At 55.8% G+C, this 19003-nt stretch carries 12 protein-coding genes; all 12 read left to right on the forward strand.

What is annotated here, in order from left to right:
- Positions 1-1118 precede the first annotated feature (1118 nt).
- The 12 genes from dppA to RT340_RS01235 all read left to right on the forward strand — a co-directional run bounded on the left by dppA (position 1119) and on the right by RT340_RS01235 (position 18897).
- On the forward strand, positions 1119-2729 hold the full coding sequence (gene dppA, locus RT340_RS01180; protein ID WP_034827775.1) for a dipeptide ABC transporter periplasmic-binding protein DppA: 1611 nt from the start codon (positions 1119-1121) through the stop codon (positions 2727-2729).
- A gap of 198 nt (positions 2730-2927) precedes the next feature.
- Positions 2928-3947: a dipeptide ABC transporter permease DppB gene (dppB, locus tag RT340_RS01185; RefSeq protein ID WP_034827777.1), complete on the forward strand. Its 1020-nt coding sequence runs from the start codon at positions 2928-2930 to the stop codon at positions 3945-3947.
- Between the two features lie 10 nt (positions 3948-3957).
- Complete coding sequence (gene dppC, locus RT340_RS01190) at positions 3958-4860, forward strand: dipeptide ABC transporter permease DppC (protein ID WP_034827779.1); 903 nt, start codon at positions 3958-3960, stop codon at positions 4858-4860.
- A 12-nt stretch (positions 4861-4872) separates the two neighbouring features.
- Positions 4873-5859, forward strand: coding sequence for a dipeptide ABC transporter ATP-binding protein (gene dppD / locus RT340_RS01195; RefSeq protein ID WP_038643846.1), 987 nt, complete (start codon positions 4873-4875; stop codon positions 5857-5859).
- Complete coding sequence (dppF, locus tag RT340_RS01200) at positions 5849-6856, forward strand: dipeptide ABC transporter ATP-binding subunit DppF (RefSeq protein WP_160833351.1); 1008 nt, start codon at positions 5849-5851, stop codon at positions 6854-6856. Before dppD ends, dppF begins: the two co-directional genes overlap by 11 nt.
- 477 nt (positions 6857-7333) lie before the next feature.
- Positions 7334-8122 (forward strand): cellulose biosynthesis protein BcsO, encoded by a 789-nt coding sequence (bcsO, locus tag RT340_RS01205; RefSeq protein ID WP_160833352.1) that lies wholly within the window; start codon positions 7334-7336, stop codon positions 8120-8122.
- On the forward strand, positions 8113-8913 hold the full coding sequence (gene bcsQ / locus RT340_RS01210; RefSeq protein ID WP_160833353.1) for a cellulose biosynthesis protein BcsQ: 801 nt from the start codon (positions 8113-8115) through the stop codon (positions 8911-8913). The genes bcsO and bcsQ overlap by 10 nt, the downstream gene beginning before the upstream one ends.
- Positions 8914-8975: 62 nt before the next feature.
- Positions 8976-11081 (forward strand): UDP-forming cellulose synthase catalytic subunit, encoded by a 2106-nt coding sequence (bcsA, locus tag RT340_RS01215; protein WP_160868680.1) that lies wholly within the window; start codon positions 8976-8978, stop codon positions 11079-11081.
- Positions 11078-13621, forward strand: a complete 2544-nt coding sequence (gene bcsB, locus RT340_RS01220; RefSeq protein WP_097118490.1) for a cellulose biosynthesis cyclic di-GMP-binding regulatory protein BcsB — start codon at positions 11078-11080, stop codon at positions 13619-13621. Before bcsA ends, bcsB begins: the two co-directional genes overlap by 4 nt.
- Before the next feature lie 11 nt (positions 13622-13632).
- Positions 13633-17436 carry a cellulose biosynthesis protein BcsC gene (locus RT340_RS01225; RefSeq protein ID WP_313373597.1) on the forward strand — a complete coding sequence of 1268 codons (3804 nt, stop codon included), beginning with the start codon at positions 13633-13635 and terminating at the stop codon, positions 17434-17436.
- The gene (bcsD, locus tag RT340_RS01230) at positions 17437-17883 is read left to right on the forward strand and encodes a cellulose biosynthesis protein BcsD (RefSeq protein ID WP_034827794.1); all 447 of its coding nucleotides are present in this window, start codon (positions 17437-17439) and stop codon (positions 17881-17883) included.
- A 9-nt stretch (positions 17884-17892) separates the two neighbouring features.
- Positions 17893-18897: a glycosyl hydrolase family 8 gene (locus RT340_RS01235; protein ID WP_160833357.1), complete on the forward strand. Its 1005-nt coding sequence runs from the start codon at positions 17893-17895 to the stop codon at positions 18895-18897.
- Positions 18898-19003 lie beyond the last annotated feature (106 nt).

Below are 19003 nucleotides of genomic sequence, written 5' to 3' on the forward strand. Positions count from 1 at the left end.
ACACGCCATCCATGGCGTGTAACGCTTTACTCCGCGGCCCCGCATTCCCTCCTTCATCTGATTCTGTGCGCGCTTTTGGAAGTGAACATTTGGCTTTGTGTTTGTTGCCAGGGGCGGAGTTGTTAAGTTTGTGCGGGGTTTTAAAAGCGGAGCTGGTGCAGCCAGGAGTGAATACGGGGCCGCTGCGTAAAGTCGCTGTCTCGTCCCTGATCGCTCGACACACGCCATCCATGGCGTGTAACGCTTTACTCCGCGGCCCCGCATTCCCTCCTTCGTTTGATTCTGTGCTTGCTTTAGGAAGCGAACATTCGGCTTTGTGCGTGCTGTCATAAAGAAAACATGCTGTTGCTTAGATGCGTGCTGTTTTTCAAAACAGCGGCATCATTGCTGATGAGCGATGGGAAGGCGGCTCGGGGAGCAAAGCGTTCGCCGCAGGGATGCGGCGACCGAGGCTACAGGGATGTATTTACGCCGTCTTTGCGATCGAGCCGCCTTCCCTGAGCAGCGCACCATTTAAAAGCGATGCTGTTTGCACCTAACCTTAGAATTCACCCATCCCATCCGACAAATCACATTTACCCGCCATTATTCCCACTTTACCGACTCGACCCCTCACGCAATCAACCCTGCACGCTTAATTCGCGACACATTCTTCTTATGACCGATTAATGCTTTTTGCTGATTTCTTATGCCATTACACCAGCATATTTCGCTGCCAGAACGTCATAACGCACGGCGAATCGTTCAGTTATTCGACATTTACTAATAACTTTTGTGTGTTTTTTAGCGGTGATAATCACTGTCATTTGACTGTATAGCCAGACAATCACGCGGCATTGCGCGCTTTATCACCTTTTTAAATTTTGGCTCAGCGCAATAACCCTGTTTTTTATCGTTGCTTGCACTTACTCACACTCTGTGTAAATAACCCCACCTTGTATTGACGTTCTTTGCAACTGTTGACAAATTGATGCGTCAATAACATGCAGAGTAGGGCGATTCTGAGGAGCCATTGGCTATCGGATGACAAAAAAAACCACTCGCATGCTGCCCGAACCGCATAAAAAAATTCAGAGGTCGGGCGACGCACACAACATCACATCACAATGGAGCAAAACATGATCAACTCCCTGGCTAAATCCAGGATGCTGAAGGTCGGTCTTAGCCTGATTGCTATGACTGTTGCCGCGGGTGTCCAGGCGAAAACCCTCGTATATTGTTCAGAAGGTTCGCCGGAAGGCTTCAACCCACAGCTCTTCACATCGGGTACCACTTACGATGCCAGCTCCGTGCCGATCTACAACCGTCTGGTTGAGTTCAAAACCGGTACTACCGAGCTGCAGCCTGGCCTGGCTGAAAAATGGGACGTTAGCGAAGATGGTAAAACCTATACCTTCCATCTGCGTAAAGGCGTGAAGTGGCAAACCACCAAAGACTTTAAGCCAACGCGTACCTTCAACGCTGACGACGTCGTGTTCTCCTTCGAGCGCCAGCTCGACAAAAACAACAAGTACCACGGTGTATCGGGCGGCAGCTACGAATACTTCGAAGGTATGGATATGCCGAAGCTGATCGAGAAAATCGAGAAAGTTGACGACTACACCGTACGCTTCACCCTGAGCCGTCCTGAAGCACCGTTCATTGCTGACCTCGGCATGGACTTCGCCTCGATCCTGTCAAAAGAGTATGCGGACAACATGCTGAAAGCCGGCACGCCAGAGAAGCTGGACCTCAATCCAGTGGGCACCGGTCCATTCGTGCTGCAGCAGTATCAGAAAGATTCACGCATTCTGTATAAAGCCAACCCGGACTTCTGGGGCACCAAGCCGAAGATTGATCGTCTGGTATTCTCTATCACGCCTGATGCGTCTGTGCGTTACGCCAAACTGCAGAAGGGTGAGTGCCAGGTGATGCCGTACCCGAACCCGGCTGACATCGCCAGCATGAAGAAAGATGACAAAATTAACCTGATGGAGCAGCCTGGTCTGAACGTCGGTTACCTGTCATTCAACACCGAGAAAAAACCGCTGGATAACGTGAAAGTGCGTCAGGCACTGACCATGGCGGTGAACAAACAAGCCATCATCGACGCTGTGTATCAGGGCGCTGGCCAGGCCGCGAAAAACCTGATCCCACCAACAATGTGGGGCTACAACGACGATGTGAAAGATTACGCTTACGATCCTGCCAAAGCGAAAGAGCTGCTGAAAGAAGCCGGCATGCCGGATGGTTTCTCTATCGACCTGTGGGCGATGCCGGTACAGCGTCCTTACAACCCGAACGCCCGTCGTATGGCGGAAATGGTTCAGGCTGACTGGGCGAAAATTGGCGTGAAAGCCAAGATCGTCACCTTCGAGTGGGGCGAGTACCTGAAACGCGCCAAAGCCGGTGAACACCAGACTGTCATGATGGGCTGGACCGGTGACAATGGGGATCCGGACAACTTCTTCGCCACCCTGTTTAGCTGTGCCGCCGCCAAAGACGGCTCTAACTACTCACGCTGGTGCTACAAGCCGTTTGAAGATCTGATTCAGCCTGCACGTGCTGAAGCCGATCACAACAAACGTATTGAGCTCTACAAACAGGCTCAGGTAGTGATGCATGACCAGGCTCCGGCGCTGATTATTGCTCACTCCACCGTGTATGAGCCGGTGAGCAAGAAAGTGACTGGCTATGTGGTTGATCCATTAGGTAAACATCACTTCGAAAACGTCGATATCCAGGAATAACCTTTCGGATTATCGCGGTCTGGGCCAGCGCTGCTGGCCCTCGGGCGGCACCTTTGCCGCCCGGTCTCCGCACTTTTTTTCCGGCTAATTTCTTATATTGAAGCGCTTCTTGCGTCGCGTCCGGCATTGTCGGCTGCGTGTTGTGAGCAATGTAGTCCCTGGCGGCAACGCCACGGGAAATGACTGAGAATCCGGCTTATGCTGCAATTCATACTCCGACGTCTGGGCCTTGTCATCCCAACGTTCATCGGTATTACCTTACTGACCTTTGCGTTTGTCCATCTGATCCCCGGTGACCCGGTGCTGATCATGGCTGGCGAACGCGGTATCTCTCCCGAGCGTCACGCCCAGCTGATGGCCCAATTTGGCCTCGACCAGCCGATGTGGAAACAGTACATCACCTACATTAATGGTGTGCTGCACGGCGATCTCGGCATCTCGCTGAAAAGCCGCATCCCGGTATGGGATGAGTTCGTCCCTCGTTTCAAAGCCACGCTGGAACTCGGCATCTGCGCGATGCTCTTCGCGATTGCGGTGGGCATTCCGGTTGGCGTGCTGGCGGCGGTAAAACGCGGTTCGGTGTTTGACCACACTGCAGTGGGCATCTCCCTGACCGGTTACTCCATGCCGATTTTCTGGTGGGGCATCATGCTGATCATGCTGGTATCGGTGCAGCTCAACCTGACACCGGTATCCGGGCGTGTCAGTGACACGATTTTCCTTGATGACAGCCACCCACTCACCGGTTTTATGCTGATTGATACGCTGCTGTGGGGTGAAGAGGGCGATTTCAAAGATGCGGTGATGCACATGATTTTGCCGGCCATTGTGCTGGGCACTATCCCGCTGGCGGTGATCGTGCGTATGACGCGTTCTTCAATGCTGGAAGTGCTGGGTGAAGATTATATCCGCACTGCGCGCGCTAAAGGCCTGACGCGTATGCGCGTCATCGTAGTGCATGCACTGCGCAACGCGATGCTGCCGGTGGTAACGGTTATCGGTTTACAGGTCGGCACCCTGCTGGCCGGTGCGATTCTGACAGAAACCATCTTCTCGTGGCCGGGACTGGGTCGCTGGCTAATCGAAGCATTGCAGCGCCGTGACTATCCGGTGGTGCAGGGCGGCGTGTTGCTGGTGGCAATTCTGATCATCGTGGTCAACCTGCTGGTTGATCTGTTGTACGGCGTGGTCAATCCGCGCATTCGACATAAGAAATAAGGGGGGCATCATGACAACTGTTGATCCCGCAAGCGTAAGCGCTGCACCCAAGCCGATGACCCCGATTCAGGAATTCTGGCACTACTTCAAACGCAATAAAGGCGCGGTGATTGGCCTGGTTTACATCATTCTGATGCTGCTGATCGCCATCTTCGCCGATGTGCTGGCGCCGCATGCGCCGTCAGAGCAGTTCCGTGATGCGCTGCTGCATCCGCCGGTGTGGCAGGAAGGCGGCAGCTGGAAATTTATCTTTGGCACCGATGACGTGGGCCGTGATGTGCTGTCACGCCTGATGTTCGGCGCACGTTTATCGCTGCTGGTTGGCTGTCTGGTGGTAGTGCTGTCGCTGATCCTTGGCGTGGTGTTTGGTCTGATGGCAGGTTACCTCGGCGGCGTCGTCGACGCGGTGATCATGCGTCTGGTGGATATCATGCTGGCGCTGCCAAGCCTGCTGCTGGCATTGGTGCTGGTGGCGATTTTTGGTCCGTCGATTGTCAACGCCTCGCTGGCGATCACCTTCGTCGCGCTGCCGCACTATATCCGTCTTACGCGTGCTGCGGTGCTGGTGGAAGTGAATCGCGATTACGTCACCGCCTCCAGCGTGGCGGGTGCCGGTACGCTGCGCCAGATGTTCGTCAATATTCTGCCTAACTGCCTGGCACCGCTGATCGTGCAGGCGTCATTAGGTTTCTCCAACGCCATCCTCGATATGGCGGCGTTGGGCTTTCTCGGAATGGGGGCGCAACCGCCAACGCCGGAGTGGGGCACCATGCTCTCCGACGTGTTGCAGTATGCGCAAAGTGCCTGGTGGGTGGTGACGTTCCCTGGTGTCGTCATCCTGCTCACCGTGCTGGCATTCAACCTCATGGGCGATGGTTTGCGTGATGCACTCGACCCGAAACTCAAGCAGTAAAGAGGCACCGAGATGGCACTATTAAATGTAGAAAAACTGTCGGTGCACTTCGGCGACGAAAAAACACCGTTCCGTGCAGTAGACCGTATCAGCTACCAGGTTGAACAAGGCCAGGTGGTGGGGATTGTGGGTGAATCCGGCTCGGGTAAGTCGGTCAGCTCGCTGGCGATTATGGGCCTGATTGATTATCCCGGTCGTGTGATGGCGGAAAAGCTGGAGTTCAACCAGCGCGACTTGCAGAAGATCTCTGAAAAAGAGCGCCGCCAGTTGGTGGGCGCAGAAGTGGCGATGATCTTCCAGGACCCGATGACCAGCCTCAACCCGTGCTACACCGTGGGCTTCCAGATCATGGAAGCGCTGAAGGTGCATCAGGGCGGCAGCAAAAGCACGCGCCGTCAGCGTGCTATCGACCTGCTGGATCAGGTCGGTATTCCCGATCCGGCCTCTCGTCTTGATGTTTATCCGCATCAGTTGTCGGGCGGTATGAGCCAGCGCGTGATGATCGCGATGGCGATCGCCTGCAAACCCAAGCTGCTGATTGCTGATGAACCGACAACTGCACTGGATGTGACCATTCAGGCGCAAATCATCGAACTGCTGCTGGAGTTGCAGAAGCAGGAGAACATGGCGCTGATCCTGATTACCCACGATTTGGCGCTGGTGGCAGAAGCCGCGCAGCACATCATCGTGATGTACGCCGGACAGGTGGTGGAAAGCGGGAAAGCGGTGGATATCTTCAAAGCCCCGCGTCATCCCTACACCCAAGCGCTGCTGCGCGCGTTGCCGGAGTTTGCCGCAGATAAAGCGCGTCTGGCTTCGCTGCCGGGTGTGGTGCCGGGCAAATATGATCGTCCTACCGGCTGTCTGCTCAATCCGCGCTGTCCGTATGTGACCGAACGCTGCCGTCGTGAAGAACCTGAACTGCGTGACATTCCGGGTCGCCAGTCTAAATGCCATTTCCCACTGGATGATGCCGGGAGACCGACTTATGAGTCTTGATAACACTAAGCAGGATTACCTGCTGCAGGCGATCGACCTGAAAAAACACTACCCGGTGAAGAAAGGGCTGTTTGGCCAGGAGCGTCTGGTGAAAGCGCTGGATGGCGTCTCGTTCAACCTTGAACGCGGCAAAACGCTGGCGGTGGTCGGTGAGTCGGGCTGTGGTAAATCCACACTTGGTCGCTTGCTGACCATGATTGAAACGCCAACCGAGGGCCAGCTCTACTGGCATGGTCAGGATTTGCTGAAGCACGATCCGCAGGCGCAAAAGCTGCGTCGTCAGAAAATCCAGATCGTGTTCCAGAACCCGTATGGCTCACTCAATCCGCGTAAGAAAATCAGCCAGATTCTCGAAGAGCCGTTATTGATTAACACTTCGCTGAGTAAAGCGGAACGCCGTGAGAAGACGCTGGAGATGATGGCGAAGGTGGGCCTGAAAACCGAGCACTACGATCGCTATCCGCATATGTTCTCCGGTGGTCAGCGTCAGCGTATCGCCATTGCGCGTGGTTTGATGCTCGATCCCGATGTGCTGATTGCCGATGAACCGGTTTCTGCGCTCGACGTTTCCGTACGTGCGCAGGTGCTGAACCTGATGATGGATTTGCAGCAGGATTTGGGTTTGTCGTATGTGTTCATTTCTCATGATTTGTCGGTGGTGGAGCATATCGCTGACGAAGTGATGGTGATGTATTTAGGTCGTTGCGTTGAGCGCGGCGGTAAAGAGGCCATTTTCAGCAATCCGCGTCATCCTTATACGCAGGCCTTGTTGTCAGCCACGCCACGTTTGAATCCAGATGAGCGTCGTGAAAGGATTAAATTGACCGGCGAACTGCCAAGTCCACTCAATCCGCCGCCGGGCTGTGCGTTTAACGCGCGCTGCCGCCGCCGCTTTGGTACCTGCGTCCAGTTGCAGCCCAAACTTAAGCAATATGGCGAGCAGCAAATTGCCTGTTTCGCGGTGGATCAGGACGAGAATCAGCCAGTGGGCGTGTAATTAACAACGCCAGAAATGAATGAAGGCTCCTGCGGGAGCCTTTATTTTTTCCTGCGTTATACTTCAGGAATGCTAACAAGAAAAATGTTTCTGCCAGAACCGCCAGGAAATGTATTACTCCAGTGCATCAGTAATCGATTGGTCCTGATTAGGAGGGAGAATCGTTAAGGCAAATTCTGAATAGCGTCAGGATTATGTGAGTGTAATCACACAGCTGTTAAATCCGTAACTTGAACCACTTTCTCATCATATCAGTAGCTTAGGTGAATGTTTTTGCCGTTATTATTTCAGTTAATCGATATTAATAAATCTCCGGCCTTAAATATCTGCACGCTTTTTGCATTGCCAGATTTTCAATCATATTGATAAAAGTCTTTTGTTGAATACGCCGTTTTTATAATCAGAATTCTCTCACTCTCTTTTAATGTGTGTGATATATTCGCGGAAAATTCCCTCCCGCTTTTACAGGCTCTGATCATGAAGAATTACGACGATCTGCAGCGTTTTAAAGAAAAGACCAAAACGCTTGATATCGCTTTTAAGGACATGTCTGGGCAATCGCAGGAAGCGGATCACAGCCAGTGGGCGATCATACGCCAATTAGCGAACGATAATGAGCCAGACCTGGGTAGCGGCCAACGTATTGATCTGCCACAGCCACAGCCGATTCGCGGCAATGAGTTCAGCGCGCCCGCAGCGCCGATGCAGAGTGCGCCAGCAGCAATTTCCTCTGCGGCCAGCTCTTCACGCAGTTCAATTCCCGACAGCCTGGCGGCCACTGCGCCTACAGAACCTGCGCCATCCACGCCGCCTGCGGGAGTCTCATCACTTTTCCCGCCTGCACCAGCGGCTAAACCGGCGCCTTCTGTGATCTCACAGGCACCGAAAGCGACCCATGTTGAGCGGCAGGCCACGACGTCGCTGTTTCCACCGCCGCCAGCGAAACCGGCGGCTGCACCTTTATCTGCATCCGCACCTATCGCTGCGGTACCTACCGTGACGCCGGCTCCCGCACCTGTAGCGAACCCTGCTCCAGCGCCTTTAGACTCACCGATTGCCGCGACATCGGCTGAAGCGCCGCAGGCTACAACAACGTTCAGTGCGCCCGCGTCTACCTTCACCGCTCCGGTTGAACCGGCGCGTCCGGCAGCTTCTGCACCCTCACGTTTTGGTGCCCTGTTCCGCTCGCGTGCGACGGAACCTGCTCATCTTTCAAAAGAAACACCCTTAAAACCGCTATTGGAGAAGATTGCGCTATGCCGTTAGTTTGTGTGTGCTCGCCAAAAGGGGGAGTAGGGAAAACCACCATGGCGGCCAACCTTGCATGGAGCCTGGCTCGCGCTGGCAGCAAGGTGTTGGCAATCGATTTCGATGTCCAGAACGCCTTGCGTCTGCATTTTGGTGTGCCACTGCACGATGGTCGCGGCTTTGTTGCGCGTTCTGAAGAGCAGGCTGACTGGAGCCAATCCATCCTCACCACCGGCGGTAATATTTTCGTCATGCCTCATGGCGATGTGACCGAAGATCAGCGTGAGCGTTTTGAAGAGAACCTGATTAAAGATCCGCATTTCCTGCGCCGCGGTCTGGACACAGTTTTAAATTATCCGGGACTGGTGATTATTGCCGATTTCCCGCCAGGCCCCGGTCCTGCACTTAAAGCCATGGCCGCTTTGGCCGATATGCATCTAGTGGTGATGCTGGCAGATACCGCCTCGGTCTCTTTACTGCCGCAAATTGAAAATGACCGCATGATAGGTAAGCCGCTCAATAATAAGCGTGGTCACTATTTCGTACTTAATCAAAGTGACAATCGCCGCAATATTAGTCGCGAAGTCACCGGCTTTATGCAGCAGCGTTTGGGCGAAAATTTATTAGGCGTGGTGCATCGTGATGAAAGCGTCGCGGAAGCCAATGCTTCACAACAATCAGTTTATGATTTCAGCCCGGCATCAGCCGCAGCCTTTGATATTGAACTGGTGGCGAAGCGCGTAGCCAATATCCTGAATATTACTGTGGGTAACGGTGAAGTTCAGGCACCTATCCGCAGCCATTATTAATCGCCAGGCATTTGCCTGGCGGTATTAGCAATAATAACAACACAGCTTCTTTAGGGTGAATCATGAGTAAACTCGGGTTTTACCTGCTGCTGCTGGTGCTTGCACCTGTGGCTGCGGTAATCGTCATCACGCCTATGGACAGCCAAAAACAATATATTTTTGGCTTAATCAGCATCGGGATGATGTTTTTACTGGGCTTCAGCAAAAGCCGCAAAATAACTGTCATCATGGTTATCCTTTCTGCGCTGATGTCGACCCGATATATCTGGTGGCGCACCACGGAGACGCTGCAGTTTAATTCCGAGATTGAAGCGATTCTCGGCATCGGCTTATATCTGGCCGAACTGTATGTCTGGCTGATTCTGATTCTCGGCTTCCTGCAAACCACCTGGCCATTAAAACGCACCATTGAACCGTTGCCGGACGATACCAGCCTGTGGCCTACCGTTGACGTCTATGTCCCGACCTATAACGAAAGCCTCGACGTAGTGCGTGATACCGTGCTGGCGGCGCAGTGCATCGATTATCCGCGTGACAAGCTCAAGGTCTATCTGCTGGATGACGGCAAGCGCAGCGAGTTTGCGGTTTTTGCCGCCGATGTAGGGGTGGGCTATATCACCCGTGACGACAACAGTCATGCGAAAGCCGGTAACCTCAACCATGCGATGAAAATCACCAAGGGTGAGCTGATTTGCATCTTTGACTGTGACCACGTCGCCACCCGTACTTTCCTGCAGGCGACCGTCGGTCCGTTCCTGAACGATCCCAAGCTGGCGCTGTTGCAGACGCCACACTATTTCTATTCACCGGACCCGTTTGAACGTAACCTGCGTGCAGCGCGTACCATTCCGAACGAAGGCGCGCTGTTCTACGGCCCGGTTCAGCAGGGTAACGACAACTGGAACGCCACCTTCTTCTGCGGTTCCTGTGCGGTGATTCGCCGTAGCGCGCTGGAAGAGATTGGTGGATTTGCGGTTGAAACCGTGACCGAAGATGCGCACACCGCATTGAAAATGCAGCGCCTGGGTTGGGGGTCTGCCTTCCTGGCGATTCCGCTGGCTGCGGGTCTGGCCACCGAGCGTCTCGGTCTGCACGTGGTTCAGCGTAACCGCTGGGCGCGTGGCATGACGCAGATCTTCCGTGTGGATAATCCGCTGTTTGGCCGTGGTCTGAAATGGCAGCAGCGTCTCTGCTACCTCAACGCCATGCTGCACTTCCAGTTCGGTCTGCCGCGCGTGGCATTCCTGACCGCGCCGCTGGCGTACCTGCTGTTCAACCTGAACATCATTCACTCGTCGGCGTCGCTGATCTTCGCCTACGTATTACCGCATCTGGTGATGTCGCTGTACGTCAACTCCCGCATGAACGGCAAGTTCCGTTACACCTTCTGGGGTGAAATCTACGAAACCGTGATGTGCTTCCACCTTGTGATCCCGACGTTGCTGACCATGCTGGCACCAAAGCGCGGTAAATTTAACGTAACGGATAAGGGGGGCCTGCTGGACCAGGGCTTTTTCGATTTCCACATCGTCCGCCCCCATGTGATTGTCGCGGTACTGCTGACCATTGGTATCGTCGCGGGTGTGGTTCGTGCAACGGCACATGATTACTTCGGTGTTGATCCCTATGTTATCGCCCTCAACGTCGGCTGGGCGGTGTTCAGCCTGATCATCCTGATGGCGGCGATTGCCGTGGCGCGCGAAACCAAGCAGGTACGTAAAACCATTCGTATCGAAGTGCAGATTCCGGCGGTGATTCACTACGCCAGCGGTATCTCATCACGCACCCAAACCAGCGACCTGTCGATGGGCGGCGCGCAACTGGATGCGCCGGACAACCGTCATGAGCATGATGAAATTGAAGAGATTGATCTGCTGCTGAAATCCGGTGCCATCACTATTCCGGTGAGCAAAATCTCCGGCGATGAAGAGACCATTCGTCTGCGCTTTGGTGATATGCCGCTATCGCGTCGTCGTGAGCTGGTGCGTGTGGTACTGGCGCGCGCCGATGCGTGGATCCAGCCCGAGTATAAGCAGGACAACCCGCTGGTATCGTTGGGCACTATTATTCGTACCGTATTTGAGCTGTTCTGGCTGACCTGGAAAGATCGCCGTGAGAAGCATAAGCGTGAAAACCAGTCGGCAGTGAAAGAGGACAGCGCAGTATGAAGAATTTGACGCAAACGTTGCTGGCAAGCTCGCTGGCGACGGCGCTGATGCTCGCCCCGGCCTGGGCAGAAACCCCTGCGGTAACGCAGGATAGTTCGGCCTTGTCCAACGTGCCGCCACCGCAAGGCATCCAGAGTGAAGCGGATGCCCAGTTGCAGCAGGCGGCGGGTGCAACACCTTATGCGCCCACTGAAAATGCACCAGCAACTGAAAATACTGCCCCGGCTGCGACGGATATGCCAGCAGCCAACGCCACGAATTCGGCTGCACCACAGACGGAGCCGCCTGCTACCACGCCAGCGCCAGAGATGGTGCTGCCTGATGTGGCACCTGCAGCATCAGTCGCCGCACCCGTGGTTTCCGCTTCTGCGATGCTCAATCAACCTATCAGCAGCACCATTTCCGTGGCGCAGATGGGCCAGCCGCAGGGCATCACCTTAACGGGCGGTCAGCTGCAATCGGGCATCGTGTTTACTCTGCCGAGCGATGAAGTGATCACCAACGCGCGTCTGAATTTGTCGCTGCGCGTTTCAGCAGCACTGGCGGCGCGTAATACCTCGTTGCAGCTGATGCTGAATGGTCAGCCGCTGGGCACTTTGCCGCTGGGTTCAAGCGACAGCGATGTCAGCGACTATCAGCTGGATATTCCAGCGGCGATGGTGGTCTCAAGCAACAACCTCAGCTTCAAAATTAACGATGCCGACAAACTGCTGTGCGAAAAAGAGAGTGCACAGCAGTATCAGGTGTCGATTCTGCCTAAAACCACGCTGAGCCTCGAAGGCCAGCAGTTGAATATCGGCACCAGCCTGCGCAACTTCCCGCGTCCGTTTATGGATGCGCAGCGTATGACGCCAGCCAGCGTGACCTTTGGCTTTGCCGCCAATGCCACGCCGGACAGCATCAGCGCGGCGGCGTTAGTGGCATCATGGATGGGTATTCAATCGGACTATCGCGGCATTCGTTTCCCGGTGGTGCGTGGCGATCTGCCTGAGCACAACGGCATTTTGATTGGTCATCCCGGTGAGAAGATCGGTTCTGTGACTTTACCTGCCACCAACGGTCCGCTGTTGCAGGTGATTGATAACCCGAACAACCCGGTTTACAAACTGCTGTTAGTTGTCGGTGCGGATGATGCTCAGCTGCGTCAGGCGGCAAACCGTTTGACCACGCAACCGCTGGCGACCGATGCCAGCAGCCTGAACGTGCAGCCGCAGCCGATTGGCCTGCGTAAGCCGTATGACGCGCCGCGCTGGATCAATACCACTCGTCCGGTGCGGTTGAGCGAGCTGCTGCGTAAAGATCAGAGTCTGACCACCACCGGCATCTGGCATGATGCGCTGAGCGTGAACTTCCGCGCGGCACCCGATTTGTTCATGTGGGATGGCGACACTATTCCGGTCGAGCTGCACTACCGCTTCCCGTCGGAAAGCTGGATTGATGAGAACAAATCGTTCCTCAACGTGATGCTTAACGGCACCTTCCTGCGCAACCTGACCGTAAACAAAGTCGGCTTGCTGGAGAGCGCCTGGCATCGTCTTGGCGGCGACGCCCGTCAGGAGCACTACACCCTGAAGCTGGAGCCGTATCTGATTTACGGTGATAACCAGCTGGCGTTGTACTTCAACATCAAACCGAAAGCGGACGCGCCATGTGGTGTGTTGCTCAACAACAACATCAAGAGCCGCATCGAAGATGATTCGTGGATCGATCTGAGCCACACGCGTCACTTCACCATGCTGCCGAACCTGTCGTACTTCGTTGGCGCATCATTCCCGTTCTCGCGTCTGGCGGACTTCTCGCAGACCACCTTGCTGCTGCCAGAAAAACCGACCGATGCAGAGATCTCCACGCTGCTGGATATGTCTTCACGTGCGGGTAACGCGACCGGTGTACCGCTGGTGCAGAATCAGGTGCTGTTTGGTTTGCCAAATGGTGGCACTAACCTGACACGCCTGCAGGACAGTGATCTGCTGGCGGTGAGCACCACACAGAACAGTGAATTCAATCAGCAGATGCTGGCTAACACGCCTTATCAGACCAGCGGTAATACGTTGGGCGTGAAAGATCCGACGACCTGGGACAAGCTGCGTGGCTGGCTGACCGGCGACTGGAACCTTCAGCAGCTGGATGCCGATCGTTACTTCTCCTCCAACGAAGCGTGGCGTGGCTTTGTCAGCTACCGCTCGCCGTGGAATGCCGATCGCCTGGTGGTGATGACGGTGGCAACCAGCGATCAACAGCTGCTGCGTTTGCATGAAGATCTCAACTCGGCGCGCATTAACGCGGGCATTCGTGGCGATACCGCCATCATCACTGATGAAAACGGTATTCGCAGTTTCCGCGTCGGTCCACAGTTCCCGAGTGGCGAAATGCCGTGGTACATGATGGTGGTGTGGTATGCCAACCAGCATTCGGTGCTGATGGCGCTGGCCGCTCTGGTGCTGGCAACGCTGGTCGGCGGTAGCGCATGGGCGATGCTGAAGCGTCATGCATGGCGACGCCTCAACCCGAAAGCTGATAGCAAGTCCGGCAAGAAGTAAGGATAAAAACAATGAAAAAAAATCTGTTGAGTGCCGGTATTCGTCATGCCCTGATTCTGGGTGGGGCACTGGCGTTCTCTCAGCCGCTGCTGGCGGCGGAGAGCACCAATCCTGCGTTACAAGCGTTGTTTGATCAGGCGGCTTACTGGCATCAGAAAGCGCATGACGATTTGGCCAAATCTTCGCTGCAAAAAGTGTTGATGGTGGAACCCAACAACACTCAGGCGCTTTATTTGCTGGCGCTCTATTCCCAGCAGAGCGGCAGCAGCGCGGAAGCGGCGCAGTGGCGCGCGCGACTGAGTGCCGCATCGCCGAACGATCCGCACCTCACCGAACTGGATAATGCGCGTCAGCTGCAAACCATCCCACAGGCGCAGCTGTCGTTAGCGCGCCAGCAGGCCCGCAGTGGCAATATTGCAGCTTCGCTGCAAACCTGGCGCAATACCTTTAATGGTAATGAGCCACCACCGAGCGTGGCGGCGGAATATTACCTGACCATGGCCGGAGACCGCTCGCTGCTGCCGCAGGCGGTCGAAGCGCTGCGTCAATTCGCGGCCGATCATCCACAAGATACCGGCGCGAAGCTGGCACTCGGCAAAGCACTGACCTATCAGGAATCGACCCGTCGTCAGGGTATTGATCTGCTGGGCACGCTGGCGGATGGCAATAAAGACGCTGACCGTTCACTGCGCCAGGCGCTGCTGTGGCTCGAGCCGCAGGCGTCCGATGCTTCCCTGTACCAGACCTGGCAGCAGCGCCATCCGCAAGACAATGCGGTGATGGATTACTACCGTAAAAATGTTGGCGGCGCTGAGAAGGGGGCTGGCTTTACCGCACTGAACAGTGGTGACGTCAGCAACGCGCAGAACAACTTTGAGAAAGTGCTGCAGGCGAACCCGCAGGATGCCGATGCACTGGCAGGTATGGGCTATGTGGCTCAGCGTGCCGGGCGCTATGCCGAAGCGGCTGATTATCTGACGCGCGCCGCGCAGATGGGCGGCGATCAGAGCGAGACGCGCCAAAAGCAGGCAGCCGATGCGCGCTTCTATGCTCAACTGGCGACCGCGCAGCAGGCGCTGAAAAACGGTGACAGCGCGCAGGCATTGGCCTTGAGTGAACCCCTGGCGCAGGCCGATGGCGAGAAAGGCGTTTCAGCTAAGCTGTTCCGCGCGGACGTGCAGCGTCGCAACAATCAACTCGACCAGGCAGAACAAACTTATCGCTCTATCCTGCAAGCCGATCCGAACAACCGTAACGCCAAAGAAGGCCTGTTCTACGTGCTGCGTCAGCAGAATCGCAGTGCCGAAGCCAACACGCTGCTGGCTTCTCTGCCGGATAGCGTGCGCCAGAGCGTGGCCCCGCGCGGCAGCAGCACCGATCCGATTCGTGCGCAGGCTAAGCGTGAGCTGGCGGCGGGCAACAACAGCGCCGCGATAGCCACCTTGAACAGCGGTATTCAGCGCTTCCCGAATGATGGCTGGTTACGCCTCGACCTGGCGCGTATTTATCGCGCACAGGGCGATAATATGATGGCCGCCAATATCATGCAGCCGTCGATGCGCAGCGGCGCCAGCACGGCAGAGCTGTATGCTGGCGCATTGAACGCCAGCGAGAGCGGTGCCTGGCAGCAGGCGAGTTTACTGCTGTCACGCATACCGAACGGCAGCAAGAGCAGCGATATGCGCGAGCTGGCGCAGCGTGTGAACTTCAACCTGCAGATGACCACCGCCGATCAGTATCTGGCGCAGGGCTCGAATGCTGCAGCGGCGAATACCCTGCGTGCGCTGGCCTCGTCACCTCCGTCCAACCCGGTGGATGCCGGTAACCTGGCACAGAAGCTGGCGAAAGCGGGCGATCTCACCACCGCTGTCTCTGTGGTGCGCAGTAATATGCAGCGCGGCATTCAGGGGAATGCCGGTGATTACGCTGCACAGGTTGCGGTGCTCAACCAGGCGGGTCTGAATACCGAAGCGCAGAGCTTCCTCAGCAGCCCGGAGTTGCAGGCGCGCAGTACACCAACGCAGCTGGCGGGTATTCGCAACGGTTACGTGATCAACGAAGTGGATCGTCTGCGTGAGCAGAAGCAGTACGCCGCGGCTTACGACAAGCTGGTGGGCGCACTGCAGCACGATCCACAGAACCGCGATCTGATGTTCGCCATGGCGCGACTGTATCAGTCCGGCAAGATGAACAAAGAAGCGGGTGTGGTGTATGACTACCTGATGACCCAGGATACGCCAACGCAAGATGCGCGTACCGGTGCCATCAACGTGGCACTGGCGAATAATGACGTCAATAAAGCCAATACCCTGACACGTGGCCTGAACAATGAGCAGTCACCGGATCGCCAGCTGTTACTGGCGCGCGTGGCTGAAGCCAACGGCAATCACAGCCAGGCCATGAGCTATCTGCGCAGCGCGCGCGGGCAGTTGATTGGTCTGCAGGGTGCCACCAACGGTGATACGCCAAGCGTGGGTGGTCTGGCATTGGCGGATAACCCGTTCATCAACCGGGGTACTTCGCCGGTGGGGCGTTCTCCGTCTGCTTATGGCGCGGTGATGCCATGGCAATCGGCACCGGATGTCACCAGCAGCGCAACGGGGACCACGCTGGCCAGCAATACACCGGCAATCCAGCAGAGCCAGACGCTGCGCCAGATCGACAGTATGATGGACGATCTACAAGAGAAAACCGGCACCTGGATTCAGGGTGGCATGCAGGTACGTGGTCGTGACGGCGAATCGGGTCTGAGCAAACTGACCGAAGCCAAAGCGCCACTGACTTTCTCCACCGTCCCGTTTGGCGAATCGCGCTTTGACTTTACTATGACACCTGTCTCGCTCACGGCGGGCAGTGCGGCGGGCGACGCGTGGCGTCGTTTCGGCACCAATGCCCTGGTGCAGGGTAATGTGGTGGCGTCTGGCGATGCCAAAATTGACGATGTCCCGTCTTCATCCACTGATTCGCAGAAAGCCACCGGTGTTGAGCTGAACCTGGCATTGAAAGGCGACAGCTACAAGATCGACCTCGGCAGTACGCCACTGGGACAGGATTTGAGTACCCTGGTGGGGGGCGTGCAGTGGTCACCGAAACTCACTGACTTCCTGACGCTGATCCTCACCGGTGAACGTCGTGCGATGACCGACAGCCTGCTCTCCTATGTGGGCGTGGAAGATAAAACCAGCGGTAAGCGCTGGGGTCGCGTGACCAAAAACGGCGGTAATGCGTTGCTGAGCTACGATAACGGCGATGCCGGTTTCTACGTCGGCGGCGGCGCTTACAGCTACATTGGTGAAAACGTGGCGAGTAACAACAGCGTGCAGGCGACTGCCGGTGCGTATGTGCGTCCGTTCCACTACGACGATCGCGAGCTGAAGGTGGGCATGAGCCTGTCGTGGATGGATTACTCGAAAAACCTGAGTTACTTCAGCTACGGTCAGGGCGGTTACTTCAGCCCGCAGAACTATGCATCGGTCTCGTTCCCGATTGAGTTCTCCCGCAAGTTCGACGATCTGAAAGTGAACGTGGGCGGTTCGGTGGGTTATCAATCCTACAGCCAGGATAAGAGCGCTTACTTCCCGAACGATCCGACTTACCAGGCACAAATGCAGAGTCTGGCCGATCAGGGTTACGTGAAAAGCGCTTACTACAGCGGCGAGAGCAAGAACGGTATTGGCTACAACTTGCACGCCGGTGCGGATTACAAGATCAACAAAGATGTCACTGTGGGTGGGCAATTAGGCTACGACACCTTTGGCGATTACAACGAGAGCACAGCGAATCTGTACTTCCGTTATCTGTTCGGAGACAACTAAATGAGTGAGCAGGCAACCGCGCGCGTCAGCCATCCGCATCAGCCGGGTTGGTTTGATCTGGTCAGCGTGATGATTGAAGGGATGCTGGACAACGCGGGCGAGGAAGCCGAAGGCTTCCTCAACAATGTGGGCGCATCGCTGGCAGCGCGCTATCCTTTAGCGGAAGCGCGCACCGTGCAGGATCTGGAACGCGAGATGAATCTGCAACTGGCGCGCTTTAGTTGGGGGTTCACCCAGCTTCAGCCGCTGGAAAATGCCATTCTGATTCAGCATCATGCGCTGCCGCAGGGCGACAGCAAGGTGGGTGCAGAGCGCTGGCAGCTGGCGATGAGCGCCGTGCTGGCCGGTGTTTATTCACAGTGGCTGCAGGCACAGGGCGGCAGCGCTGCGGTGCCGGTTACCTTCGAAAAGAATGACGGCAACACGCTGCATTACCGATATCAATAGGATTGTTTGATGAGAGTCATGCGCTTCTGGCGTCAATGGATGCTGTGTTTCATGGTGATGTTTTTCAGCGCCCAGGCTGCTGCAGATGGCTGGAGCACCTTCAAAGGCCGCTTTATGAGCGGCGATGGACGTATCAGTGATACGGCCAACAATAATGTCAGCCATACCGAAGGTCAGGGTTATGGCATGCTGCTGGCCGTCGCGAACGACGACCGCACCACGTTTGATCTGCTGTGGAAGTGGACGCGCACTCATCTGCGTAATCCGCAAAACGATCTGTTCTACTGGCGTTACACGCCGGGTGCTTCAGACCCGATTGCCGACAAGAACAATGCCTCTGATGGCGATGTGCTGATTGCGTGGGCACTGCAGCGCGCAGGCCAAAAGTGGGGCGGTGATTATCAGTCAACTTCTGACCGTATTCAGCGCGCCATCGTCAAACAAAACGTGATCACGTTTGGCGGCCACACGTTGATGTTGCCAGGCGCACAGGGCTTCAATAAAAACAGCTATGTGGTGCTGAATCCCTCGTATTTCCTGTTTGCCGCCTGGCAGGAGTTTGCTGACCGCAGTCACCTGCGCGTGTGGAATAACCTGATCGATGACGGCATGGAACTGCTCGGTGATATGCATTTTGGCAAAACCGGTCTGCCGCTCGATTGGGTGGCGCTGAATGCCGATGGTTCAGTGGCACCGGCAGTGGGTTACTCCAATCGCTTTAGCTACGATGCGATTCGTATTCCGCTCAATATCTGGTGGTATGATCCACAAAGCCTGCGTCTGGTGCCGTTCCAGCGCGTCTGGCAGGGCTATGGTCGCCAGACGACACCGGCCTGGTTTGATGTGCTCGCCAACACCCCTGCGCCATACAATATGGACGGCGGCTTGCTGGCGATTCGCGATCTGACCCTGAATCAAACCGGTTATCTCAGCGATCGTTTAGCGCCGGATCAGAACTACTTCTCCGCCAGCTTGCAGTTACTGACCTGGCTGGCGTATCAGGAAAAGCGTTAGATATTTCGCGATACATCGCGTTGTCAGCTCATAGCGCAGTTTTTGTAGCAGTGCTACGTACTACGCAATTGAAAGGGCCGCACTTCATCAGCGAAGTGCGGCTTTT

Source organism: Pantoea sp. CTOTU50773 (genome assembly GCF_032082325.1).
Classification (GTDB): domain Bacteria; phylum Pseudomonadota; class Gammaproteobacteria; order Enterobacterales; family Enterobacteriaceae; genus Pantoea; species Pantoea communis.